Raw genomic sequence first — 18825 nt, forward strand, 5'->3', positions numbered from 1 at the left:
CTACACATAAGCCGCTCGATTCTGAAGGTAGAGGACAAGTAAAGGAGGAGAGAAGCAGGTTCCAATATATCCAACATAGAGGTACTGAGCCAAATACTTAACAGCATGATCTGCATAATACCAAACTTATACAATATGGAGGTAGATTACGAAATGTTCAATTATTCCAAAAAGGCTTCTATTCTGGTGGCCGCTTCTATTTTTGCTGCAGGAGGAGGTTTTATGGCAGCGCCAAGCGCGCATGCTGCTATCGAAAGCAATGTGGTAGCCAACGATATTGCATGGACTAACACATCTGCACCGGCTGCACCAAGCAATGTACAGGCACGTTCCGGTTCCAAGCAGGTTGTATTGACATGGGCACCTGTACAGGGAGCATCTAGCTATGATGTACGTCGTTATAATGTTGTAAATAACACATACGACAGCGTAGCAGCCAATACGTACACTGTTCATACTACAGGTGTAACCGATGCTGTATACGTGGATACGTCCGTGATGAACGGCAGTGTATACGGATATGTGGTAAACGCAGTTTATGGAGATGGCCAGGTTAGTCAGATGTCTACTCCGGTAGTTGCTGCTCCAATGGCTCAAACAGGCAGTGTAGCACAATCACTGGTGGTACAATCCAGTTCTTCAGCTGGCGGCAGCACTTCCGGTGCAATCCGTCCAATGGTCAACATCATGAACACAGGTAGCGAAGATATCAATCTGAGCGATATCCGTGTTCGTTATTACTTTACAGGTGGTAAAGATCTGACAACCAAGAGCGTTTCCATCGGGAATGTAAGCTTTGGTGCGAAGAACGTAGAGCCATATATCGTAAATATGGAAGACCCTCAAACAGGTGCTGACAGCTATCTGGAGCTGCGCTTTAATGCCGAAGCAGGTATTATCCCGGCTGGTGGCGAGACAGGCGATATGAGCTTTACTATTCAGCGTTCCAGTGGTTCCGGTACAGCTGACTACTCTTACAATGACAGCACAACAATGAGCGACAATAACCACATCGTACTGTACTATCAAGGTGCACCGGTATGGGGACAAGATCCAGGCGTAACTGAAGAATAATCGACAGATACATTACAAAACAGACAGTCTCAACAAGAGGCTGTCTGTTTTTGTGCTGGATAGGAGAAGAGGAAATTCATGCACTCGTATCCATTAATCAATATAATTTCTGCTGCATGATCCAAATAAAAATGAATATATATCATCACACAAGATATAACCGTATCCATAATCGTACTTGATTAGTAACTTACAAAATGTTAATATACTTATAAAAAATAAGTAAGTATAGAGAAGAGGAAAAGTTATGGATACGCACGTTATCAGTCCTGCTCTGGAAATCGGTCTGGTCAAAATCAAAGTAAGCCAACTGGAGCGTTCTATTGTTTACTATACCGAAGTAATCGGCCTGCAGGTATTGCAGCAGGACGATACGACTGCTCATTTGTCTGCAGATGGTATTCATCCTATCGTAATCATCAAGGAAATTGCCAATGCGGTGATTTTGCCTCCGCAATCGGCAGCAGGATTATATCATTTTGCTATTTTGCTACCAGATCGTGTTAGTCTGGGGCTGGCGCTTCGCAATTTGCTGCAGCATCGGCAGAATATTGGACAAGGGGATCATCTGGTCAGTGAAGCATTGTATCTTAATGATCCGGATAATAACGGGATCGAGATCTATGCAGATCGACCAAAAGAAACCTGGCAGAAGGATGAGCATGGCTATATTATAATGGGCACAGAACCTGTAGATGTAGAAGGGCTGCTAGAACTGGCCGAAGGCAAAACATGGACTGGACTGCCTGCAGGCACAAAAATAGGCCATGTCCATTTTCATGTCTCTGACCTGTCTGAAGCGCGTAGATTTTATGTAGATGTGCTTGGGTTTGAAATGATGCTGACCGATAATCGCTCGGTAGCTTTTATAGCTGCAGGCGGTTACCATCATCACCTGGGGCTCAATACCTGGGCAGGCGTTGGGGTAAAAAAAGCACCTGCCAACGCTGCCGGTATTGATTACTATTCATTGCAGCTGCCTGATCGTCAAGCACTGGATGAGGTAAAAGCACGGGTACGGTCTGCCGGCATCCCTGCCGATGAAGAAGAACAGTTTCTCTGGGTTACCGATCCCAGTCATATCCGGATTCTTTTTTATACGGCAGCTGTTTAATAGAAGTCTGCATCACTGTTCTGTTCAATGGTCGGTTCCCATTCATCCGAGCCGACCGGCGAATAGCTGGCCAGAGAGGCACCAATGATAACTACAATAAACAGAACGAGCAGCACATGGATTATGAATCCGATAATGCCGCATACCAGACCTCCTATTGCCAGTCCGCGTCCTTGCTGATGTCGATGCTGTAATTCTTTCATTGCTATAACAGCGAAAATAATAGCCAGAATCCCCAGGATAATTCCGATTCCCGGAAAAATCATTATGGATACAATCGACGAGATTCCGAGCACGAGCGCAGCGATAGCCTTGCCGTTATTTGGCACGGGTCCGTATGGCTGCTGATAAGGGTCATACTGGTTATAAGGTGGTACACCGTTGCCCGGCGGGCGTGAATATGGATCTTCGGGTCCCATTGTAATTCCTCCTTGTATAGGGTATGTATGAGAGTTATGAATAAGATTGTTACTATCTATTCAACCATCTTTTACATAATAACAACATTTCTTTATAAAAGCATTTCAAATTACTCTATTTTGTCCGAACCGTCATCCCTGCACCGGGGTGGTTATCTGATGGCTGGCATGAAATATATAAATGAGAGCAATCATAGGATTTATTTTTACATTAAGGTGTTACACTTGGAATAGAGAATACAAATACGGGACTTTCCGTTATGGAAAGTCCCGTATCGGTTATATGCAATTACAGTGAGCTTGGCAGGGAACGGTTCATCATCAGATAGCTGGCTGTGAGTTCATCAAACCATTGTTTGTCTTTAACGACAAGTGCCAGATCGATCAGGCTTTTGAGTTGTTCGGATTCAAGAACAACTTGATCCTGGAAAGAAATTTCAGCAGTAGCAGATACTTTGCCGTCTGTATCCTGCTCCATGAATACACGGATCGTGCTGTCCATATACTCTTGTCTGAGGAAGTAGATGATTTCACTCATCAGGATCGGACGGGCATGTGTTGGATAGATGCAATCCATTACTTTTACCCAGTAGTGTTTATTGGTAAGGGAGACGCTGCCGGTTTCATTGATCAGGCGTGCATCGGCTTCGATATGATATTGCAGTTCCATTGTTTGTACAGGGAAGTTTCTGTTCAGTTGTTTATGAAGGACAGCATAAATTTGCTCTTCGTTTAATTTAATCATGCTAATCATTCCTTTTCGATATAGTAATTTTTAATTTAAATGTTAATGTTCATATTCAGCGGGAAGGTCATTTCGACTTGGTAATTATTGCTTGTTGAATAAATATATCGGTCAATAGTCTTATATATTGTATAGTAGTTTTGTCGAAAAAGAGAAAAAAATGATGAAAATATATATGAGGTGACATTATGCCAGCAATCGCAGATCATATCAAGCACAATCTTTCTGTCCTGTTTATTGGCTTCAATCCAAGTCTTCGTTCTGGAGAAGTGGGGCATCATTATGCCAATCCACGCAACCGATTCTGGCAGATTCTGTATCAGGCAGGAATCACGCCGCGACTGTATCATCCGGAAGAGGATGGAGATCTGCTGGAACTGGGATACGGATTCACGAATATTGTCTCCCGGCCTACTCGTGGAGCCGAAGATATTCTGCCCGAGGAGTATCGTGAAGGAAGACAGGAACTTCGTCGTAAACTTGCTTTGTATCAACCGTCTATTGCCTGTTTTGTCGGCAAGGGCGTGTATACCCAGTATAGTCAGCGCAAGCAGGCACCTTGGGGATTTCAGAAAGAACCGGTTACATCGGGTGTACATGAATTTGTAGCGCCATCTTCAAGCGGATTGGTCCGTATCCCGATGGATGATATCGTGCATATCTATAAGCAGCTGAGAAACAGAATACCTGGAGACCAATAGATCGTCTATTTGCATTCTCCGATTCATCCGGGTTGCTTTCTAATGAAAGGAGTTGCGGTATGAATATCTGTAAGGAAGTGAAACAGCTGTTAAGGTATCATCGGAGAAAATCAATTACCATTTTATAGTTATTGACAATCTGTTTTGAAAAAGCTTTAATTATATAGACCGATCGTTATAATTAATGTGAAGGATGTGATTCTTGTGAGCGAAAAGTCGAATGCCAGACAGCTGATTCTTGATACAGCAGCCAGACTTTTCTTTTCCCAGGGATATCATGCCACCGGTCTTAGCCAGATTATTAAAGAAAGTGAAACGCCGAAAGGTTCGCTATATCATTATTTTCCGCATGGCAAAGAAGAACTTGCTTATGAATGTATTCAGAAAACCAATGAGTATATTCTGGGTAAATTCAAAGACACGTTTGACATGCATGATAATACAGGAGATGCGATTCGCTATTTTATTCATCAAACGGCTGAGGATGCGGAGAAGGCCGGGTATACCGGATTTTTGCCATTTAGCTTTTGGGCGGCAGTAGAGACATCATGTATCAGTGAGAAGCTGCGTCAGGCCTGCCAGAGCGTATTTGCCGATTGGCAGCAGATTATCGCTGAACGACTGGAGCAGGAGGGAGCCTCCAAGCAAAAAGCCAAAGAGGCTGCGCTGCTGATGATCTCCATGATGGAAGGGGCTCTGATTATCGGTCTGACCAACCAGAGCAAAGAACCAATGCTCACGGCAGCCGATTATTTGTCTGTCGTTATGAAGAGCGCAAGCATGAATCACTAAATGAAATACAACAGAGAGAGATCAAAGGAGGATGGGATCGTGGACGTATCCATGAAGACAGGTCCTGCAGAGGACCAGCAAGAAACTAAGCAATACAAGGTAATGCCGATCTTGTTCGCCATGCTGTTAAGCGGGTTTATCGGACTATTTGGAGAAACGGCACTGAATGTAGCCATCACCCCACTAATGGGCAAGCTGCAGGTAGGACCGACAACTATTCAATGGCTGACTACCGGCTATCTGCTGGTAATGGGAATCCTGGTACCTATTTCAGGATTGCTGCTGCAGTGGTTTACGACAAGGCAGTTATTTACGACTTCGCTTGTTTTTTCAATTGCAGGAACAATTGTTGCTGCGCTATCACCGAGTTTTGAAATATTGATGGTAGCACGCGTACTGCAGGCGGTAGGTACAGCACTGCTGCTGCCGCTGATGTTTAATACGATTCTGGTTATTTTCCCGATAGAGAAGCGTGGTTCGGCGATGGGACTGATCGGGCTTGTTATTATGTTTGCCCCGGCGAGCGGCCCGGCGATTTCGGGTCTGATTCTAGCTAATCTGACATGGCACTGGATTTTCTGGATTTCACTGCCGTTCTTTATTATTTCACTGGTATGTGGTCTGTTGTTCCTGCCGAATATCTCCAAATTGACCAAACCGAAGATTGATATCCTGTCGATCGTTCTGTCTACACTGGGATTCGGTGGTATCGTGTACGGATTCAGTAGTGCTGGCGGTCATGGAGAAGGCGGCGGCTGGACCAGTCCGGTTGTTATTGCTGCACTGCTGATCGGTGGTATATCTCTCGTTATCTTCTGTATCCGCCAGCTGCGGATGGAGCAGCCGGTAATGAACCTGCGGGCATTCCGTTATCCAATGTTCACGATCGGTCTGATCCTAGTGTTCATCTGTATGATGATTATTCTGTCATCCATGTTGATCCTGCCAATGTATCTGCAGCAGGGTATGGCGCTGACAGCTCTGGCTGCAGGTCTTGTACTGCTGCCGGGTAGTCTGTTGAATGGTCTGCTGTCACCGATTATGGGAAGACTGTTTGACAAATTCGGACCGAAATGGCTGGTTATTATCGGTCTGGCAGTCGTAGCTATTATTCTGTTCATGTATACAGGTATTAATGCGAATACACCTGTAGGTATGATTGTCGCTATGCATTTGTTCATGATGGTAGGTATCTCCATGATCATGATGCCGGCACAGACGAATGGTCTGAATCAGCTGCCAAGCGAATACTACCCGCATGGTACAGCTATCATGAACACGCTGCAGCAGGTAGCAGGTGCGATTGGTACTGCACTGGCTGTTAGTATTCTGAGTGCCGGACAAACCGGTTATCTGAGCCGTGTAACCGATCCGCAAAGTCCGGCGAATCAGCTGGCCGGATTTACGACAGGTATCCAGCATGCCTTTATTTTCGCACTGGTACTGTCAGTGATCGGTCTGGTATGTTCCTTCTTTGTCCGTCGCGTACAGGTAGGCAAGCAGGCTGGTCAAGGTCCAATGCATTAAAAAGCCGAACTCCGGTTAAGTTGATCATCTGTTTGGCTTCATATAAATTATGAAGCTGAACCAGCAAATAGACTCATTGATCTGTTCTGACAGATAATAAATGCCCCGTTATCCCTTAACAGGAATGGCGGGGCATTTCATTTTATCTTCAATGAATGAGTTGCGCGACCAAGTAAGCTGCTGCTTTGCGGCTGTCTCTTGCCGAATACAGATAAGATCAGGCACTGTATATATGTCGTATATAATGTGTAAATAATAGGAGTGATGCCAAATCTGCATGCTCCATCATGTCTATCCATCGTTTTTGCGTATAATTTAAGATATAGTAAAGAAAATACACCCCACTATCCGAGGAGGAAGAAATATGATAACCATACACGCTGAATCTATCTCTACTATTGAAAATTACAAGCTGCTCACCGGCTCGGTAGTGCCAAGACCGATTGCGATGGTCACCAGCCTTTCCGAAACCAGGGTTCTTAATATTGCCCCGTTCAGTTATTTCAATATTGTTGCTTCCGATCCTCCCATCCTGTCGGTTTCTATCGCGCGCAAGCAGGGACAGATGAAAGATACAGCGCGCAATATTCTGGACAGCAAGGAGCTCGTTATTCATATCGTGCACGAGGAGATGACCGAGCAGATGAACCATACGGCGGCCAGTCTGCCGCCGGATCAGAGTGAACTGGATCTGACGGATCTACATACGATACCGAGTGAAAAAGTGAATGTACCGGGAATCCGTGAAGCGCTGGTACGTTATGAATGCCAGCTGGATCAGCATGTGGCCATCACCAACGGTGAAGGTATCATTGTACAGGATCTGCTGCTTGTGCGCGTGCTGTGTTACCATTTTGACGAAACGGTAATCGATCATGAGCATATGTATATTCTCACCGAACAGCTGAAGCCTGTAGCACGTCTTGCCGGCAATAATTATGCGGGTCTGGCCCAGCAATTTAGTGTTGACCGTCCGAGTTAACCGATTTATCTGTTTCCAGTTCAAAGGTTAAATGATAACTCCATATACAGAAATACAGAATAATGGGGATACAGGGGGATATACATGACAAAGGCAATGGATGGCAAAAAAGTAATTATTGCAGGCTCACGCAAACTGGAAGAAATGTCTGTACTGATCGAACGTCAGGGCGGACAAGCCGAAGTGCGTTCTCTTCAAGGCATTACATTGTTCAAAGAGCAGGAAATGGAGCAGGAACTGCGGCGTTTTATTAAAGAACAACCAGAATGGGTAATCTTCACCACAGGTATTGGAGCATCTGCGTTATTCGAAGCGGCAGAGCGTCTGGGGATAGGCGAGGATTTTACAGCGGCAGTTCGTCAGGCGAATATCGCTATTCGAGGCTACAAAACCTATAATACGCTCAAATCAAAAGATCTGGCTCCGGATGTACGGGATTCCGATGGTACGGTAAAAGGGCTGGAGGAACAGCTGCAGCAGATCCGCCTGGAAGGCATGAATATCTGGGTACAGCTGCATGGTGATCCTGCGCCCGAGCTGGTTCGCTTTTTGCAGGAGAAAGGGGCGGCATCCGTGCATACGATGCTTCCCTATCAGAATCTGGGACCTGAACCGGATACGCTGGCGCAGCTCAGACAGGAGATTGCGGCTGGCGAGATCGATGCGATTTGCTTTACAACAGCAGTGCAGGTGCGCAATCTATTCGCAGATGCGGCTGAGCATGGATATGCCGATCTGCTGAGAAAAGAAATGGGATCGCGTATACTGGCTGTATCGGTAGGCAAAGTAACATCCGAAGCATTGAAACAGGAAGGTGTAGAGCGTATTATAGCTCCAGAGAATGAGCGAATGGGTGCAATGATTATTGAAATGAGCAAATATTACGAGCAGCAGTGATCAGATCACGAAATGGAGTGAACAGGGATGGGTCAGCAGTGGACAGCGAGTCGTATACCGGATCAGACAGGCAAGCGCATTATTATAACAGGAGGCAGTGGAGGACTGGGGCTGGAGACAGCCATGGAACTGGCTGCCAAAGGGGCAGCATTGGTGCTGGCTGTACGCAATGCAAATAAAGGCAAGCAGGCAGCCGTTCAGATCAATCAGCGCTATCCACAAGCACAGGTCGAGATCATGCCGCTCGATCTGGCCGATCTGAACAGTGTCAGGGAATTTGCCGAGCTGTATCGGAGCCGTTATACCTCTCTTGATATTCTGATAAATAATGCAGGAGTAATGATTCCGCCTTACCAGAAAACCAAGCAGGGCTTTGAACTGCAGTTCGGCAGCAATCATCTGGGACATTTTGCGCTGACTGGCCATCTATTGCCGCTGCTGATGGCTACTCCACATTCACGAATCGTAACGCTCAGCAGTATTGCGGCACGAACAGGATATATTTATTTTAACAATCTGGATGGACGAATTGGTTATCGTGCCGGCAAGTTCTATTGTCAGAGCAAGCTGGCGAATCTGTTATTTGCCAAAGAACTGCAAAAAAGGCTGAACGAAGCAGGTGCTGATACAATCAGTGTAGGCTGCCATCCGGGGATTGCCAATACGAATCTGGTCTCGCGCGGTTCAGGCAAGCAGGCGATCTGGCCGGTTCGTTTTGTCTGGGGATTATTCAGCCAGACAGCGGCATTTGGCGCACTGCCTACCCTGTATGCAGCGACCGAACCCTCTCTGATCGGCGGTGAATTTATCGGTCCCGATGGTCCGGGCAGCCGCAAAGGATATCCACAGCATGATATTTCGTTTGAACACAAAGTGAATTATGGGACAGCAGCCAAGCTGTGGAAGGTATCCGAAGAACTGACAAATGTACATTATGATTTTACATCAGCTCACCAGACAGAAGAATGAATAAGCTGAAACTTACATATCCTTTTCATGAAAAGGATGTATTCTCATGTCAGGTTGTGCTAAAATAAAGGGACTCTATGCGAAGGAGAATTACACACATGACGATACCAAAAACCTTAACGATAGCCGGCTCGGACACAAGCGGCGGAGCAGGAATTCAAGCGGATTTGAAAACCTTTCAGGAATTAGGCGTTTATGGTATGACGGTGCTGACTACTATCGTAGCTATGGAACCGGAGACTTGGAATCATCAGGTATTCCCGGTCGAACTGAACGTAGTGGAAGCGCAGATGCGTACCGTACTGGAAGGCATCGGATTTGATGCGATGAAAACAGGAATGCTCGGCTCGGTTGAGATTATCGAATTGGTAGCCAGCTATCTGAAGCGTTACCCGCTGAACCGCATCGTAATTGATCCGGTGATGGTCTGCAAAGGTACGGATGAAGTTCTTCAGCCGGAAAATACAGAAGCGATGCTGGAACTGCTCATTCCAGGCGCCGATCTGGTTACACCGAATCTGTTTGAAGCTTCCCAGCTGGCGAAGACCGGTCCAATTACGACGGAAGATCAGATGAAAGAAGCAGCCGTACGTATCTATGAGCGCGGTGCCAAGCATGTACTGATCAAAACCCGCGGTAAAGTCAAAGAAGGCAAAGCGCTGGATCTGCTGTATGACGGTCAAAGCTTTGACTGGTTTGAAGTGGATGCAATCGCTACGGAGTATACGCATGGTGCAGGATGTACCACGTCTGCAGCAGTTACGGCAGGTCTGGCAAAAGGTCTGGCTGTGAAGGATGCTTACAGCGATGCCAAAAACTTCATTACACAGGCGATATCCAATGGATTCCCGCTGAACCGTTATGTAGGTCCTACACTGCATGCGGCTCACCGTCTGCAACTGAAATAACAGCCTGTAGAGTGGAGGAATTGCTATGAATCGCTTATCCAAATGGATACTAGGTACAGGACTTGTACTAATGCTTATGCTGGTCAGTGCCTGTTCATCGGACAAAGATCAGCCTGTTCAGCCACCAGCAGCGAGTGAGACTGGGGCCGATAGCGGAACAGAGGCGCAGCCGGGAGGTACCGGCTCAACAGCACCAGAAACTGGCACCAGTAACGGTTCGGATACCGGCTCTACCGGATCAACAGAAGGTACGACCGGTAATGGAACTACCGCTCCGGACAGCTCTAACGGATCAGCTGCTGGTTCAGGGAATAACGGTACAGGAGCAGGCAGCACAGATGCAGGTACGGATAAAGGAACCAGCAACAATGCCAATCCCGAATTGACCCCGGAGACCAAAGAACTGAAAATCAGTACTGTTCAACAAGGCCCGGGTCAGCTGTTCCTGCGTGTAGAATCTTTGCCGCAGGGCTACAAAGTAAGCAATATGGAATGGCAAGCTGCCAATTCCAATGAGACAGCTACGTTTGATCAGGCTGTACAAAATGGCAAGAATGGCAAAGACGGATTTTTTGCAAGTAGTGACCAGCGTAATTTTGGTTTTATTTATAATCAGAGCCACAGTGGAGAACAAGGAAAAGTAACACTTACGCTTCGTAATGAAGCGGGAGATGAATTGACCTGGTATGAAGATGTGACCTTGCAGTAAATAGAATCATACGGTACCTCGCACGATCCAAAAGCCTCTGCCTATCGTTATGGCAGGGGTATTTTGGTGCCAGAATACCCTTTTATTTATTTTGTAACAAATAGAATTTTCATGAAAATGATCATGGCATATTTACTTGAGATAATTTGTGAATGTTGGCTATCATTTGCCGTCAAAACAGGTAAATGTAAACTATATATAGCTTGTTGAATTGTTAAAGCGGTTATATTTTTTCTACAACTTTCCAGGCACGGAACAGATTTTACGTTCCTGCTGCCTATTCGCTACAATAGACGTTTCCTAATCGTTCAACAGGCAGCTCACAAATGGATCAATTCCCATTATGCCAATACGAGAGAGGATATGAGAACATGAGAGTACATCAATTTACCGTTCAAAGTAATCTGGATCGCGCACATCTGCTGCGCATCGCCAACGAAGCATCACGCTTTGCTTCCGATATTCGCGTATCCTTTGGTCCTGACACGAACCGCAGAGAGGTGGATGTGAAAAGTCTGCTCGGTATGATGCTGACCATCATTCCAGCCAACACCGAAATCTGCCTGACTACACGCGGCAAGGATGAGCTGGAAGCACTGGAATATGTGCAGTCGCTGTTTGAACAAATTATTATTGCACCATCGATGTAGGTTGCAGCTGAATATCATAAAATCCCCGTTACCGCAGCAGGATCGTTATCGACCTGCTCACGGCAGCGGGGATTTTTGTATTTTATAATGGACGGATATAGCATTCTATGACAAGCGGGAGAGTGTTGATCTTATTGAAGTTTGTAGAATAATATCTGTTTCTGTTTTGCGAGCATCGAAGGATGGTGATTTTCAAAAAATGCGAAGCAGATCAGCGTGTGCTTCGACAGTGAGGCGATATCAACCATCAAAATTTGTGCACCCGGTATCGCTTGGGAGTAAATCCACTATGCTTTTTGAATGCTTTGGAAAAAGAAAAGACGTCCGGATAACCTACCGCAAAAGCGATTTCGGCCAAAGAATCATTGGTGTCTGATAGCAGGCGACGTGCTTTTTCCATTTTGAGACTGCGAATATATTCAGCAGGAGGAGTTCTGTATTTCTCGTGGAACTGTTTGCTAAAATGGGTGCGGTGAATACCGACATAATTCGCAACCTGGGTCACAGTCAGCCCTTTATCAAAATAGGCATGAATATATTCAATCGCCTGTTCCATCCAGGGCAGGGGATCTTTGGTCGGGGTATAATCGGTACGTGCTGCCTGATTGGCGGACAGCATGGCGAACATACCGAATAATAGCTCCAGACGACGTAGTTCAGCGCTAAAGGTATCAGAACGCTGATTCGTGTTTAATATAAGATTATAATAGTCAATCATCTGTTCAAAAAGCTCGGTACTGAGTTCGCTGTAACCGTCCTTCATGTTGCTTTCCTGGATCAGCAGATCAGCCTGGGGACCGGTAAAGCCTACAAAATACGTATCGAGAGGTTCATCGGTATTATTGATATATTCAATGGTAGCCATAGAAGGCATACACCATATATTATTTGTGCCGAGTACATAATTATGACCGTTTTTGATAATCATACCACCCTGCCGGTTAGCTACCCAGAAACAAGTGGGATTGCTGGCGAATAATCTCCGACAGCCCGGTTCTATAGAATAACGGCCTGCCTGTGTAATCCACAGTCCGCCGGTTTGTATGAATGAAGAAGGAGAAAGCATAAAACGTTCCAGACTTTCTCTTTCGGCCTGAATAATAATATCACTTGCCATCCGTTCGTATTCATCCTTTCTGTTTTAATAGGTACCCTACCATTATACAACACATATTGACAAATAAAAACAGCACAAAATGACATTGTTTGATAATCTTTGTTTTTGCTATGATTTAAATCACGGTATTCCTACTAAATTAATGGGGATATTTTAACTTTAGTTAATTTACATACATGATCCCGTGATGTTAATTGACGATATAAAAATGGAGGATGGTTAATGAAAACTCAACGAACAAGATTGGCTTTACTGCTTGTTATGGTACTTGCACTTACTGGAGTGCTATCTGCATGCGGAGGTGGATCGAAGCAGGCAGATGATGGCAAAGTAACAATCAGTTTCCTCCATTGGCGCGGGGAAGATACACAGACGTTCCAGAAGATTATTGATGCTTTTGAGCAAAAGAACCCGAATATTGTCGTCGATATGCAAACGCTCACTTCTGATCAATATCAGACGACAGCTCAGGCGAAGCTGACAGATGGGTCGGTAGGCGATGTATTTGCTTCTTTCCCAGGTGCACAATTTGCCGCGCTGGCCAAAGCCGGATTATTCACCGATCTGACTGGTGAATCATTTCTCAAAAATTACAATGCCAATCTGATTGAAGCGGGCAGCCAGGACGGCAAACAATGGGCTGTACCTTATCAGCTCGTCTACAATATGCCGATTTACAATAAAGCCCTGTTCGAGAAATATGGTCTGACTCCACCCAAAGACTGGGAAGGGTTCCTCAAAGTCTGCCAGACGCTCAAGGATAACGGAATTATCCCGATTGCTTTTGCCGGTGGGGATATTGGACCGGGACAATTTATGAATACCATGGTGATGAATAACGAGCCAAGCGAAGATATTTTTACCAAGGTGGAAGCAGGACAGGCCAAGCTGACAGACGAATTCTGGGTGAAGACGCTGACTCAATTCAAAGAACTGAATGACAAAGGATTCTTCCAGCCAAATTCACTGGGTACCAAAGATCCTGCTGCAGGTGCGCTGTTTATCCAGGGCAAAGCTGCAATGCTGGCGAGTGGTTCCTACCAGCTGAGCCAAAATGTCAAGCAGAATCCGGAGCTGCAGCAAGGACTGCTCGCGCCGATTACTGTATCTGCCGATCAGGCCAAATATGAAGGTGTGCATACAAGCACATTTATGCTGGCAGTCAACAGCCGCTCCAAGCATCCGGAAGAAGCGAAGAAATTCGTCGAATTCCTGAGTCAACCGGATATCGCTGCCCAGTATGCCAATGAGACCGGACAAAACGTAACGCTCAAGGATATCAAGTATGATAGCAAAGAGCTGAATATAGCTCAGGAATGGGCAGACAAGAAAACAGTATTCCAGCCTCGGTATACAATTGTAAATGCCGAGAATCAAAAGGCTGTGACCAACTCGATCCAGGCTGTTCTGGGTGGTGCTACACCGGAACAGGCAGCTCAGGACGCACAGGCTATTATCGATCAGCAGATCGGACGCTAATTTCTGCTGATATACAGCTCTATGTACCACAGCGTCAAAAGATAAAGTAAAGGGATACGGTAACGCTTATGATTAATCGTAAATTACTATGGCTGTTTATGCTCCCAGGAATATTGCTGTACACCGGCCTGTTCGTATACCCGGCTTTATCGGGATTGTTTTACTCATTTACCAACTGGGACGGTGTATCACCGTCCTATGATTTTGTAGGGATTGCCAACTACAAGGATAGCTTTGACAGTATTACGTTCCGTAAAGCATTTGTGAATAATATCAAATTCATGGTCGTTGTGGTGGTACTGCAGACTGTAATCTCGCTAGTACTGGCACTCGTACTCGCCAAAAATAGCCGTACGCATGTGGTTTTCCGCGCGCTGTACTTTTTCCCGGCTATTCTGTCATCGGTATCTGTTGGACTGATCTGGTCGTTTATTTATGACCCTTCGATCGGTTTGCTGAATATGTCGCTGCAAAGTGCGGGACTGGATAGTCTGATGGGTAGCTGGACAGGGGATGCCAAGATTGCCCTGTATGCTATTGCCTTTGTACAGATCTGGGCGCATGCCGGACAGATGATGATTATCTTTATTGCCGGATTGCATGCGATTCCGGGAGAATTGATGGAAGCTGCCCGTATTGACGGTGCCAGCCGTTTGCAGATTTTTGGCAAAATTACCTGGCCGCTGCTCGCGCCATCGGCAGCAATCGTAATCTCGTATACAACGATTCAGTCGTTCAAAGCGTTCGATCTGATCTTTGTGATGACGGATGGCGGACCGAACTATGCGACCGAGATTTTGACGACGTATATTTATCATCTGGCATTCTCCAACTATTCCTTTGGGCTGGCATCTGCCGGATCGATGATCTTCCTGGTGCTGCTGGGCATTCTGACCTTCTTCCAGTTCAGAGCGCTGCGTCAGGAAGGGGCGAGAGGATGATAACGTATTTTACAGGAAAACGGGGTGAGCTGCTGCAATGAAATGGGTTGGACGTATTATCATGATCCTGTACGGGCTGCTGGTTGCAGCGCCACTGTACTTTGTAGTTGTATCTTCGTTCAAAACCAGCCAGGCCTTTTACGCGAATCCGCTGGGCTGGCCGGATACATGGAGTCTGCAGAACTTTATTCATATTTTTGATGCGCAGCCGATGCTGCAGTATTTCTGGAATAGCGCAAGGGTAACCTTATTTACAGTCGTTATTGTATTGTTCCTGGGAAGTCTGATTTCCTACGCAATTGTGCGACTGGGTGGCAGACTGGGCAAGTTCGCTTTTGCCTACTTTGTAGCCGGATTGATTATTCCTTCACAGGTTATTATGCTGCCGCTATATTCACTGGTGCGTCAGCTCGGATGGTCGGACAGTCTGACCGCATTGACGGTCGTAACTGCTGCTGGGCTACTACCGCTGACAGTATTCACGCTAACTGGGTTTATGGAGATGCTAAGCAAGGAAATGATGGAAGCGGGAAGTATGGACGGAGCCGGAGAGTGGAAAATTTACTGGCGTCTGGTATTGCCTTTATCCGGTCCATCCCTGTCGGCTACAGCAGCGTTCCTGTTCGTTATGGTATGGAATGATCTGCTGATTCCACTCATGCTGCTGAACAGCACGGAAAAGCTAACGCTACCGCTGGCACTGATGCAGTTCCGAGGCGAATATGTCACAGATTATACAATGCTGCTGACAGGAGTCGTGATTACGGCACTGCCGATGGTCATCTTGTTTGTATTCCTGCAGCGTTTCTTTGTAACCGGTCTGACAGCAGGTTCGGTCAAAGGATAAAAAGCATGGATATATGAAAGGAACTGCAAGTTGTAAGTTTGAAATGATTTTGTTATTTATAGGGATAGTCTTAATAGAATCAAAGAAAAGCCAGATGGATATCGGGAAAAGTAATTCCCGGGTCCAACCTGGCTTTTTGCATATTTTTTGGATTGTGATAGATATAGATATGCAGAAATAGAATCGCTGTATCCTAGCAGTGTATAAAGTGCAAGGCAACGCAAAGTAACACCAGCAGACCCCGGTTAAACTGCATAAAGATTCTAACGGTTCAACTCCGTGAAATTGGCGGAAGTTAGCTGACAATGCCTTGCCGGATAGCGACTACGGCTGCCTGGGTACGGTCTTTGACACCTAGCTTCTGGATAATATTATGCACATGGGTTTTGACTGTACTTTCGGATACATACAGATCGGCAGCTATCTCAAAATTGCGTTTGCCATAGGCGACCGCCTGCAGCACCTCCAGCTCTCGCTCGGTCAGCGGCTCCGCCAGCGGGATGGAGGCGACAGAGGAGTCGTCGCCATTTTGCACCGAGAGAGGACGGCCGAGCAGCTCGACCAGCGCACTACCGGCTGTTGTTGTATTGTAAATGGCGCCGCCTGCACAGACGGAGCGAATACCCTGAATCATTTCATTCATATCAATATCCTTGAGCAGATAACCGGAGGCTCCTGCACGGATACCATCAATAACATATTCCTGTACATCAAAGGTAGTCAGCAGCACAATCTTGATCTCCGGCTGATGCTGCAAAATAGCACGGGTTGCTTCAATACCGGTCATACCGGGCATCTGGATGTCCATCAGAATCAGGTCCGGCTGGTATTCACTGGTAAGTGCCACCGCTTCATCGCCGGTGGATGCCTCGGTAACAACCTGCATATCGGGCTGTAGATCCAGAATATAACGGATACCTTGACGGATCAGGGACTGGTCATCAGCCAGCATAATACGAATAGGACGGTCAGGCTGGTTCATGGCATACTCCTTTGTTATTCATGATGTATTGCAAATGATAGCGGCAGGCGGGCTTCGACGATCAGGCCGCCGCCTTCGCGTGCGCGGAAAATACATTGACCCTGCAGCTGCTCGCAGCGCCGGATCATATTTTGCAGACCAAAGCCGTGGGTTAAAGGTGTCTCCTCGCGGTATATTCCATTATCCGCAATACGCATAATCACCTGATCACCCAGTTGATTAATGGTCACGTCTACGACCGAAGCCTCGGCATGGCGAACAATATTGGTTAGCGATTCCTGCAGGATGCGGTACAGAATGCCATCGACCGCTTCGCCCCACTGGGAATCGGCGGCATCCGCCTGGAAATTCAGTGTAATCCCCGAACGCTCGGCGACCTGGGAAGCAAGTGTATGCAGTTCATTGACCCCGCGTTCACTGACCGACCAGTCTCTTACGACACTACGCACTTCAGCGAGTCCCTGCCGGGAAACGTCCAGCAGCTGGTTGACAGTATGCTCGGCCTGATCTGGATTCTGGCGGATCATCCACTTCAGTGCCTGCAACTGCACGATCAGGGAAGTAAAATGATGACCCAACCCATCATGGATCTCGCCGGCAATCCGGGTACGTTCGGCCAGTGCAGCGTAGCGGATCGACTGCAGCGCATTTTCCTGCAGTTCATTATGGGCATGCTTCAGCTCGTTGTGCACGGTCTCCAGCTCCTGCAGCTGTTCACTGTTAATGCGAAGTACCGAGATATACCGGTAAATGCTATGTACGCCAAAATAAATACTTACCAGCGAGATCAGCATGGAATACGGAAACCCGCGATCATAATCCGCAATCAGCATCAATACACCGGTTAACAGGGCAAAAAAGGAAGCAATACTTTTCTCGCGTACCGATATGGTACAAAGAATAGCAAACCATACCCAGAGCAGCGCCAAAAAGTTGGCAGGAGCATTAGCCATGCGTTCATTAACGAACATCATGACATACAAAAACAAACTGAATGCAATAATAAAAAGCGTATGAAGCTTGAGGGGAGCCCATGTCAGAATGACAAAAATCAGCATGGTCACTGTATAGATCGACCAGATAAAAAAGGACTCCCGGAAATAGATGGTAAAGCAGCTGTACAGCATAATGATGGTGACAGAAAGACGGAATACCAGCGAGTGGTTGCCCATCAGCCTGTTCAGATTGTCCATACGATTAATTCCTTCCCGCAGTGTTACTCTTTGCTGAAGCTGACGGTATCAGATTCCATGAATCAGCCGGTTATAATCAAGATAAATCATAATGCGGGTAGTAACGACATTGGCCAGGGCTACAATCAGCAGGCTGTTGGATATCAATGTGGCCGCATCGCTGTGATGGGGCAGCAGATACCCTGAATCAATCAAATAACCGATGAATACGCGTACAGCAATCAGCACGAGTACAATAATCATGCTGGTAATAGAAGATTGCGTTACAATTTTACCATTTATAGGGTCCTGATGAACAGTATGGGATCGGGAACGAAGCCAGCCTATCATAGCGCCGATACTTATACTGACAAATAATATAATTTCCATGATCAGGCCGCCTGACAGCATAGGCTGAATCTGGGGAGACACAGCATACAGCAGAATTGCCGGCAGCAGGAATAGTTGAATCGGACGTACTTCCTTGACTCTGGCCATAGGATCACTCGCTTTCTGTAGATGGAGAGATAGGAATTATCAGCAGTAGGAGCGGATAAATATCCCGCCAATCATGAAGTTAATTCCAGTATAATCCGTAATGATCTGTGCTTCATCGGTGGTTGGATGGATTTCGTCCCAGCTGTTCTCCACCTCCAGATGGAGCGAAGAATCCGCGGATGAATAGAACCTTTTGATAAGTGTATAGAATTTATTGATTAGCAGATGCATTGCGCTCCGGCGTAACGGATGCTAGACTTTATTCAAGTTTTAACCAACTTAAATGGTCGGAATTATCGGAT

Annotated in this window: 19 protein-coding genes and 1 pseudogene; 14 read left to right on the forward strand and 6 right to left on the reverse strand. The window is 46.3% G+C overall.

Annotation, left to right across the window (positions count from 1 at the left end):
- Positions 1-135: 135 nt before the first annotated feature.
- Positions 136-1074 (forward strand): cellulose binding domain-containing protein, encoded by a 939-nt coding sequence (locus AR543_RS13130; RefSeq protein ID WP_158523960.1) that lies wholly within the window; start codon positions 136-138, stop codon positions 1072-1074.
- A gap of 247 nt (positions 1075-1321) precedes the next feature.
- Complete coding sequence (locus AR543_RS13135; protein ID WP_060534951.1) at positions 1322-2188, forward strand: VOC family protein; 867 nt, start codon at positions 1322-1324, stop codon at positions 2186-2188.
- On the opposite strand, the gene AR543_RS13140 is transcribed toward AR543_RS13135, so the two are convergent.
- Positions 2185-2607, reverse strand: a complete 423-nt coding sequence (locus AR543_RS13140; RefSeq protein WP_060534952.1) for a DUF4190 domain-containing protein — start codon at positions 2605-2607, stop codon at positions 2185-2187. The genes AR543_RS13135 and AR543_RS13140 overlap by 4 nt on opposite strands.
- A 289-nt stretch (positions 2608-2896) precedes the next feature.
- Positions 2897-3277, reverse strand: a complete 381-nt coding sequence (locus tag AR543_RS13145; protein WP_158523961.1) for an IDEAL domain-containing protein — start codon at positions 3275-3277, stop codon at positions 2897-2899.
- A gap of 263 nt (positions 3278-3540) precedes the next feature.
- Between AR543_RS13145 and AR543_RS13150 the strand changes: the two genes are divergently transcribed.
- The 9 genes and pseudogenes from AR543_RS13150 to AR543_RS13190 all read left to right on the forward strand — a co-directional run bounded on the left by AR543_RS13150 (position 3541) and on the right by AR543_RS13190 (position 11487).
- The gene (locus AR543_RS13150) at positions 3541-4053 is read left to right on the forward strand and encodes a mismatch-specific DNA-glycosylase (protein ID WP_060534954.1); all 513 of its coding nucleotides are present in this window, start codon (positions 3541-3543) and stop codon (positions 4051-4053) included.
- A 204-nt stretch (positions 4054-4257) separates the two neighbouring features.
- Complete coding sequence (locus AR543_RS13155) at positions 4258-4845, forward strand: TetR/AcrR family transcriptional regulator (RefSeq protein WP_060534955.1); 588 nt, start codon at positions 4258-4260, stop codon at positions 4843-4845.
- 64 nt (positions 4846-4909) lie between these two features.
- A pseudogene (locus tag AR543_RS13160) lies at positions 4910-6372 on the forward strand (DHA2 family efflux MFS transporter permease subunit).
- Between the two features lie 364 nt (positions 6373-6736).
- The gene (locus AR543_RS13165; protein WP_060534956.1) at positions 6737-7354 is read left to right on the forward strand and encodes a flavin reductase family protein; all 618 of its coding nucleotides are present in this window, start codon (positions 6737-6739) and stop codon (positions 7352-7354) included.
- 84 nt (positions 7355-7438) lie between these two features.
- Entirely contained in the window at positions 7439-8251 is an 813-nt protein-coding gene (locus AR543_RS13170; RefSeq protein WP_060534957.1) for a uroporphyrinogen-III synthase, read from the forward strand.
- 27 nt (positions 8252-8278) lie between these two features.
- Positions 8279-9220: an oxidoreductase gene (locus AR543_RS13175; protein WP_060534958.1), complete on the forward strand. Its 942-nt coding sequence runs from the start codon at positions 8279-8281 to the stop codon at positions 9218-9220.
- A gap of 98 nt (positions 9221-9318) precedes the next feature.
- Positions 9319-10128, forward strand: coding sequence for a pyridoxine/pyridoxal/pyridoxamine kinase (pdxK, locus tag AR543_RS13180; protein ID WP_060534959.1), 810 nt, complete (start codon positions 9319-9321; stop codon positions 10126-10128).
- A 25-nt stretch (positions 10129-10153) separates the two neighbouring features.
- A complete protein-coding gene (locus AR543_RS13185; protein WP_060534960.1) occupies positions 10154-10837 on the forward strand; it encodes a hypothetical protein in 684 nt (227 codons plus the stop codon).
- A 371-nt stretch (positions 10838-11208) separates the two neighbouring features.
- Entirely contained in the window at positions 11209-11487 is a 279-nt protein-coding gene (locus AR543_RS13190) for an HPr family phosphocarrier protein (RefSeq protein WP_017812075.1), read from the forward strand.
- 247 nt (positions 11488-11734) lie between these two features.
- On the opposite strand, the gene AR543_RS13195 is transcribed toward AR543_RS13190, so the two are convergent.
- On the reverse strand, positions 11735-12604 hold the full coding sequence (locus AR543_RS13195) for an AraC family transcriptional regulator (RefSeq protein WP_060534961.1): 870 nt from the start codon (positions 12602-12604) through the stop codon (positions 11735-11737).
- 222 nt (positions 12605-12826) lie between these two features.
- Between AR543_RS13195 and AR543_RS13200 the strand changes: the two genes are divergently transcribed.
- The 3 genes from AR543_RS13200 (at position 12827) to AR543_RS13210 (ending at position 15871) form a co-directional block, all read left to right on the forward strand.
- On the forward strand, positions 12827-14083 hold the full coding sequence (locus AR543_RS13200) for an ABC transporter substrate-binding protein (RefSeq protein WP_060534962.1): 1257 nt from the start codon (positions 12827-12829) through the stop codon (positions 14081-14083).
- Positions 14084-14151: 68 nt separating this feature from the next.
- Positions 14152-15024 carry a carbohydrate ABC transporter permease gene (locus AR543_RS13205; protein WP_174703742.1) on the forward strand — a complete coding sequence of 291 codons (873 nt, stop codon included), beginning with the start codon at positions 14152-14154 and terminating at the stop codon, positions 15022-15024.
- A 37-nt stretch (positions 15025-15061) separates the two neighbouring features.
- Positions 15062-15871 carry a carbohydrate ABC transporter permease gene (locus AR543_RS13210; protein WP_017812079.1) on the forward strand — a complete coding sequence of 270 codons (810 nt, stop codon included), beginning with the start codon at positions 15062-15064 and terminating at the stop codon, positions 15869-15871.
- Between the two features lie 295 nt (positions 15872-16166).
- Here the strand turns inward: AR543_RS13210 and AR543_RS13215 are convergent, their stop codons facing one another.
- From AR543_RS13215 to AR543_RS13225, 3 genes are read right to left on the reverse strand one after another with little or no spacing between them, the layout of a single operon-like run.
- On the reverse strand, positions 16167-16853 hold the full coding sequence (locus tag AR543_RS13215) for a response regulator (protein ID WP_060534963.1): 687 nt from the start codon (positions 16851-16853) through the stop codon (positions 16167-16169).
- A gap of 14 nt (positions 16854-16867) precedes the next feature.
- Positions 16868-18046 (reverse strand): sensor histidine kinase, encoded by a 1179-nt coding sequence (locus tag AR543_RS13220; protein WP_060534964.1) that lies wholly within the window; start codon positions 18044-18046, stop codon positions 16868-16870.
- Positions 18047-18094: 48 nt separating this feature from the next.
- Positions 18095-18523, reverse strand: coding sequence for a CcdC protein domain-containing protein (locus AR543_RS13225; RefSeq protein ID WP_060534965.1), 429 nt, complete (start codon positions 18521-18523; stop codon positions 18095-18097).
- Positions 18524-18825 lie beyond the last annotated feature (302 nt).

Source organism: Paenibacillus bovis, from assembly GCF_001421015.2.
In the GTDB taxonomy this organism is placed as follows: Bacteria; Bacillota; Bacilli; order Paenibacillales; family Paenibacillaceae; genus Saccharibacillus; species Saccharibacillus bovis.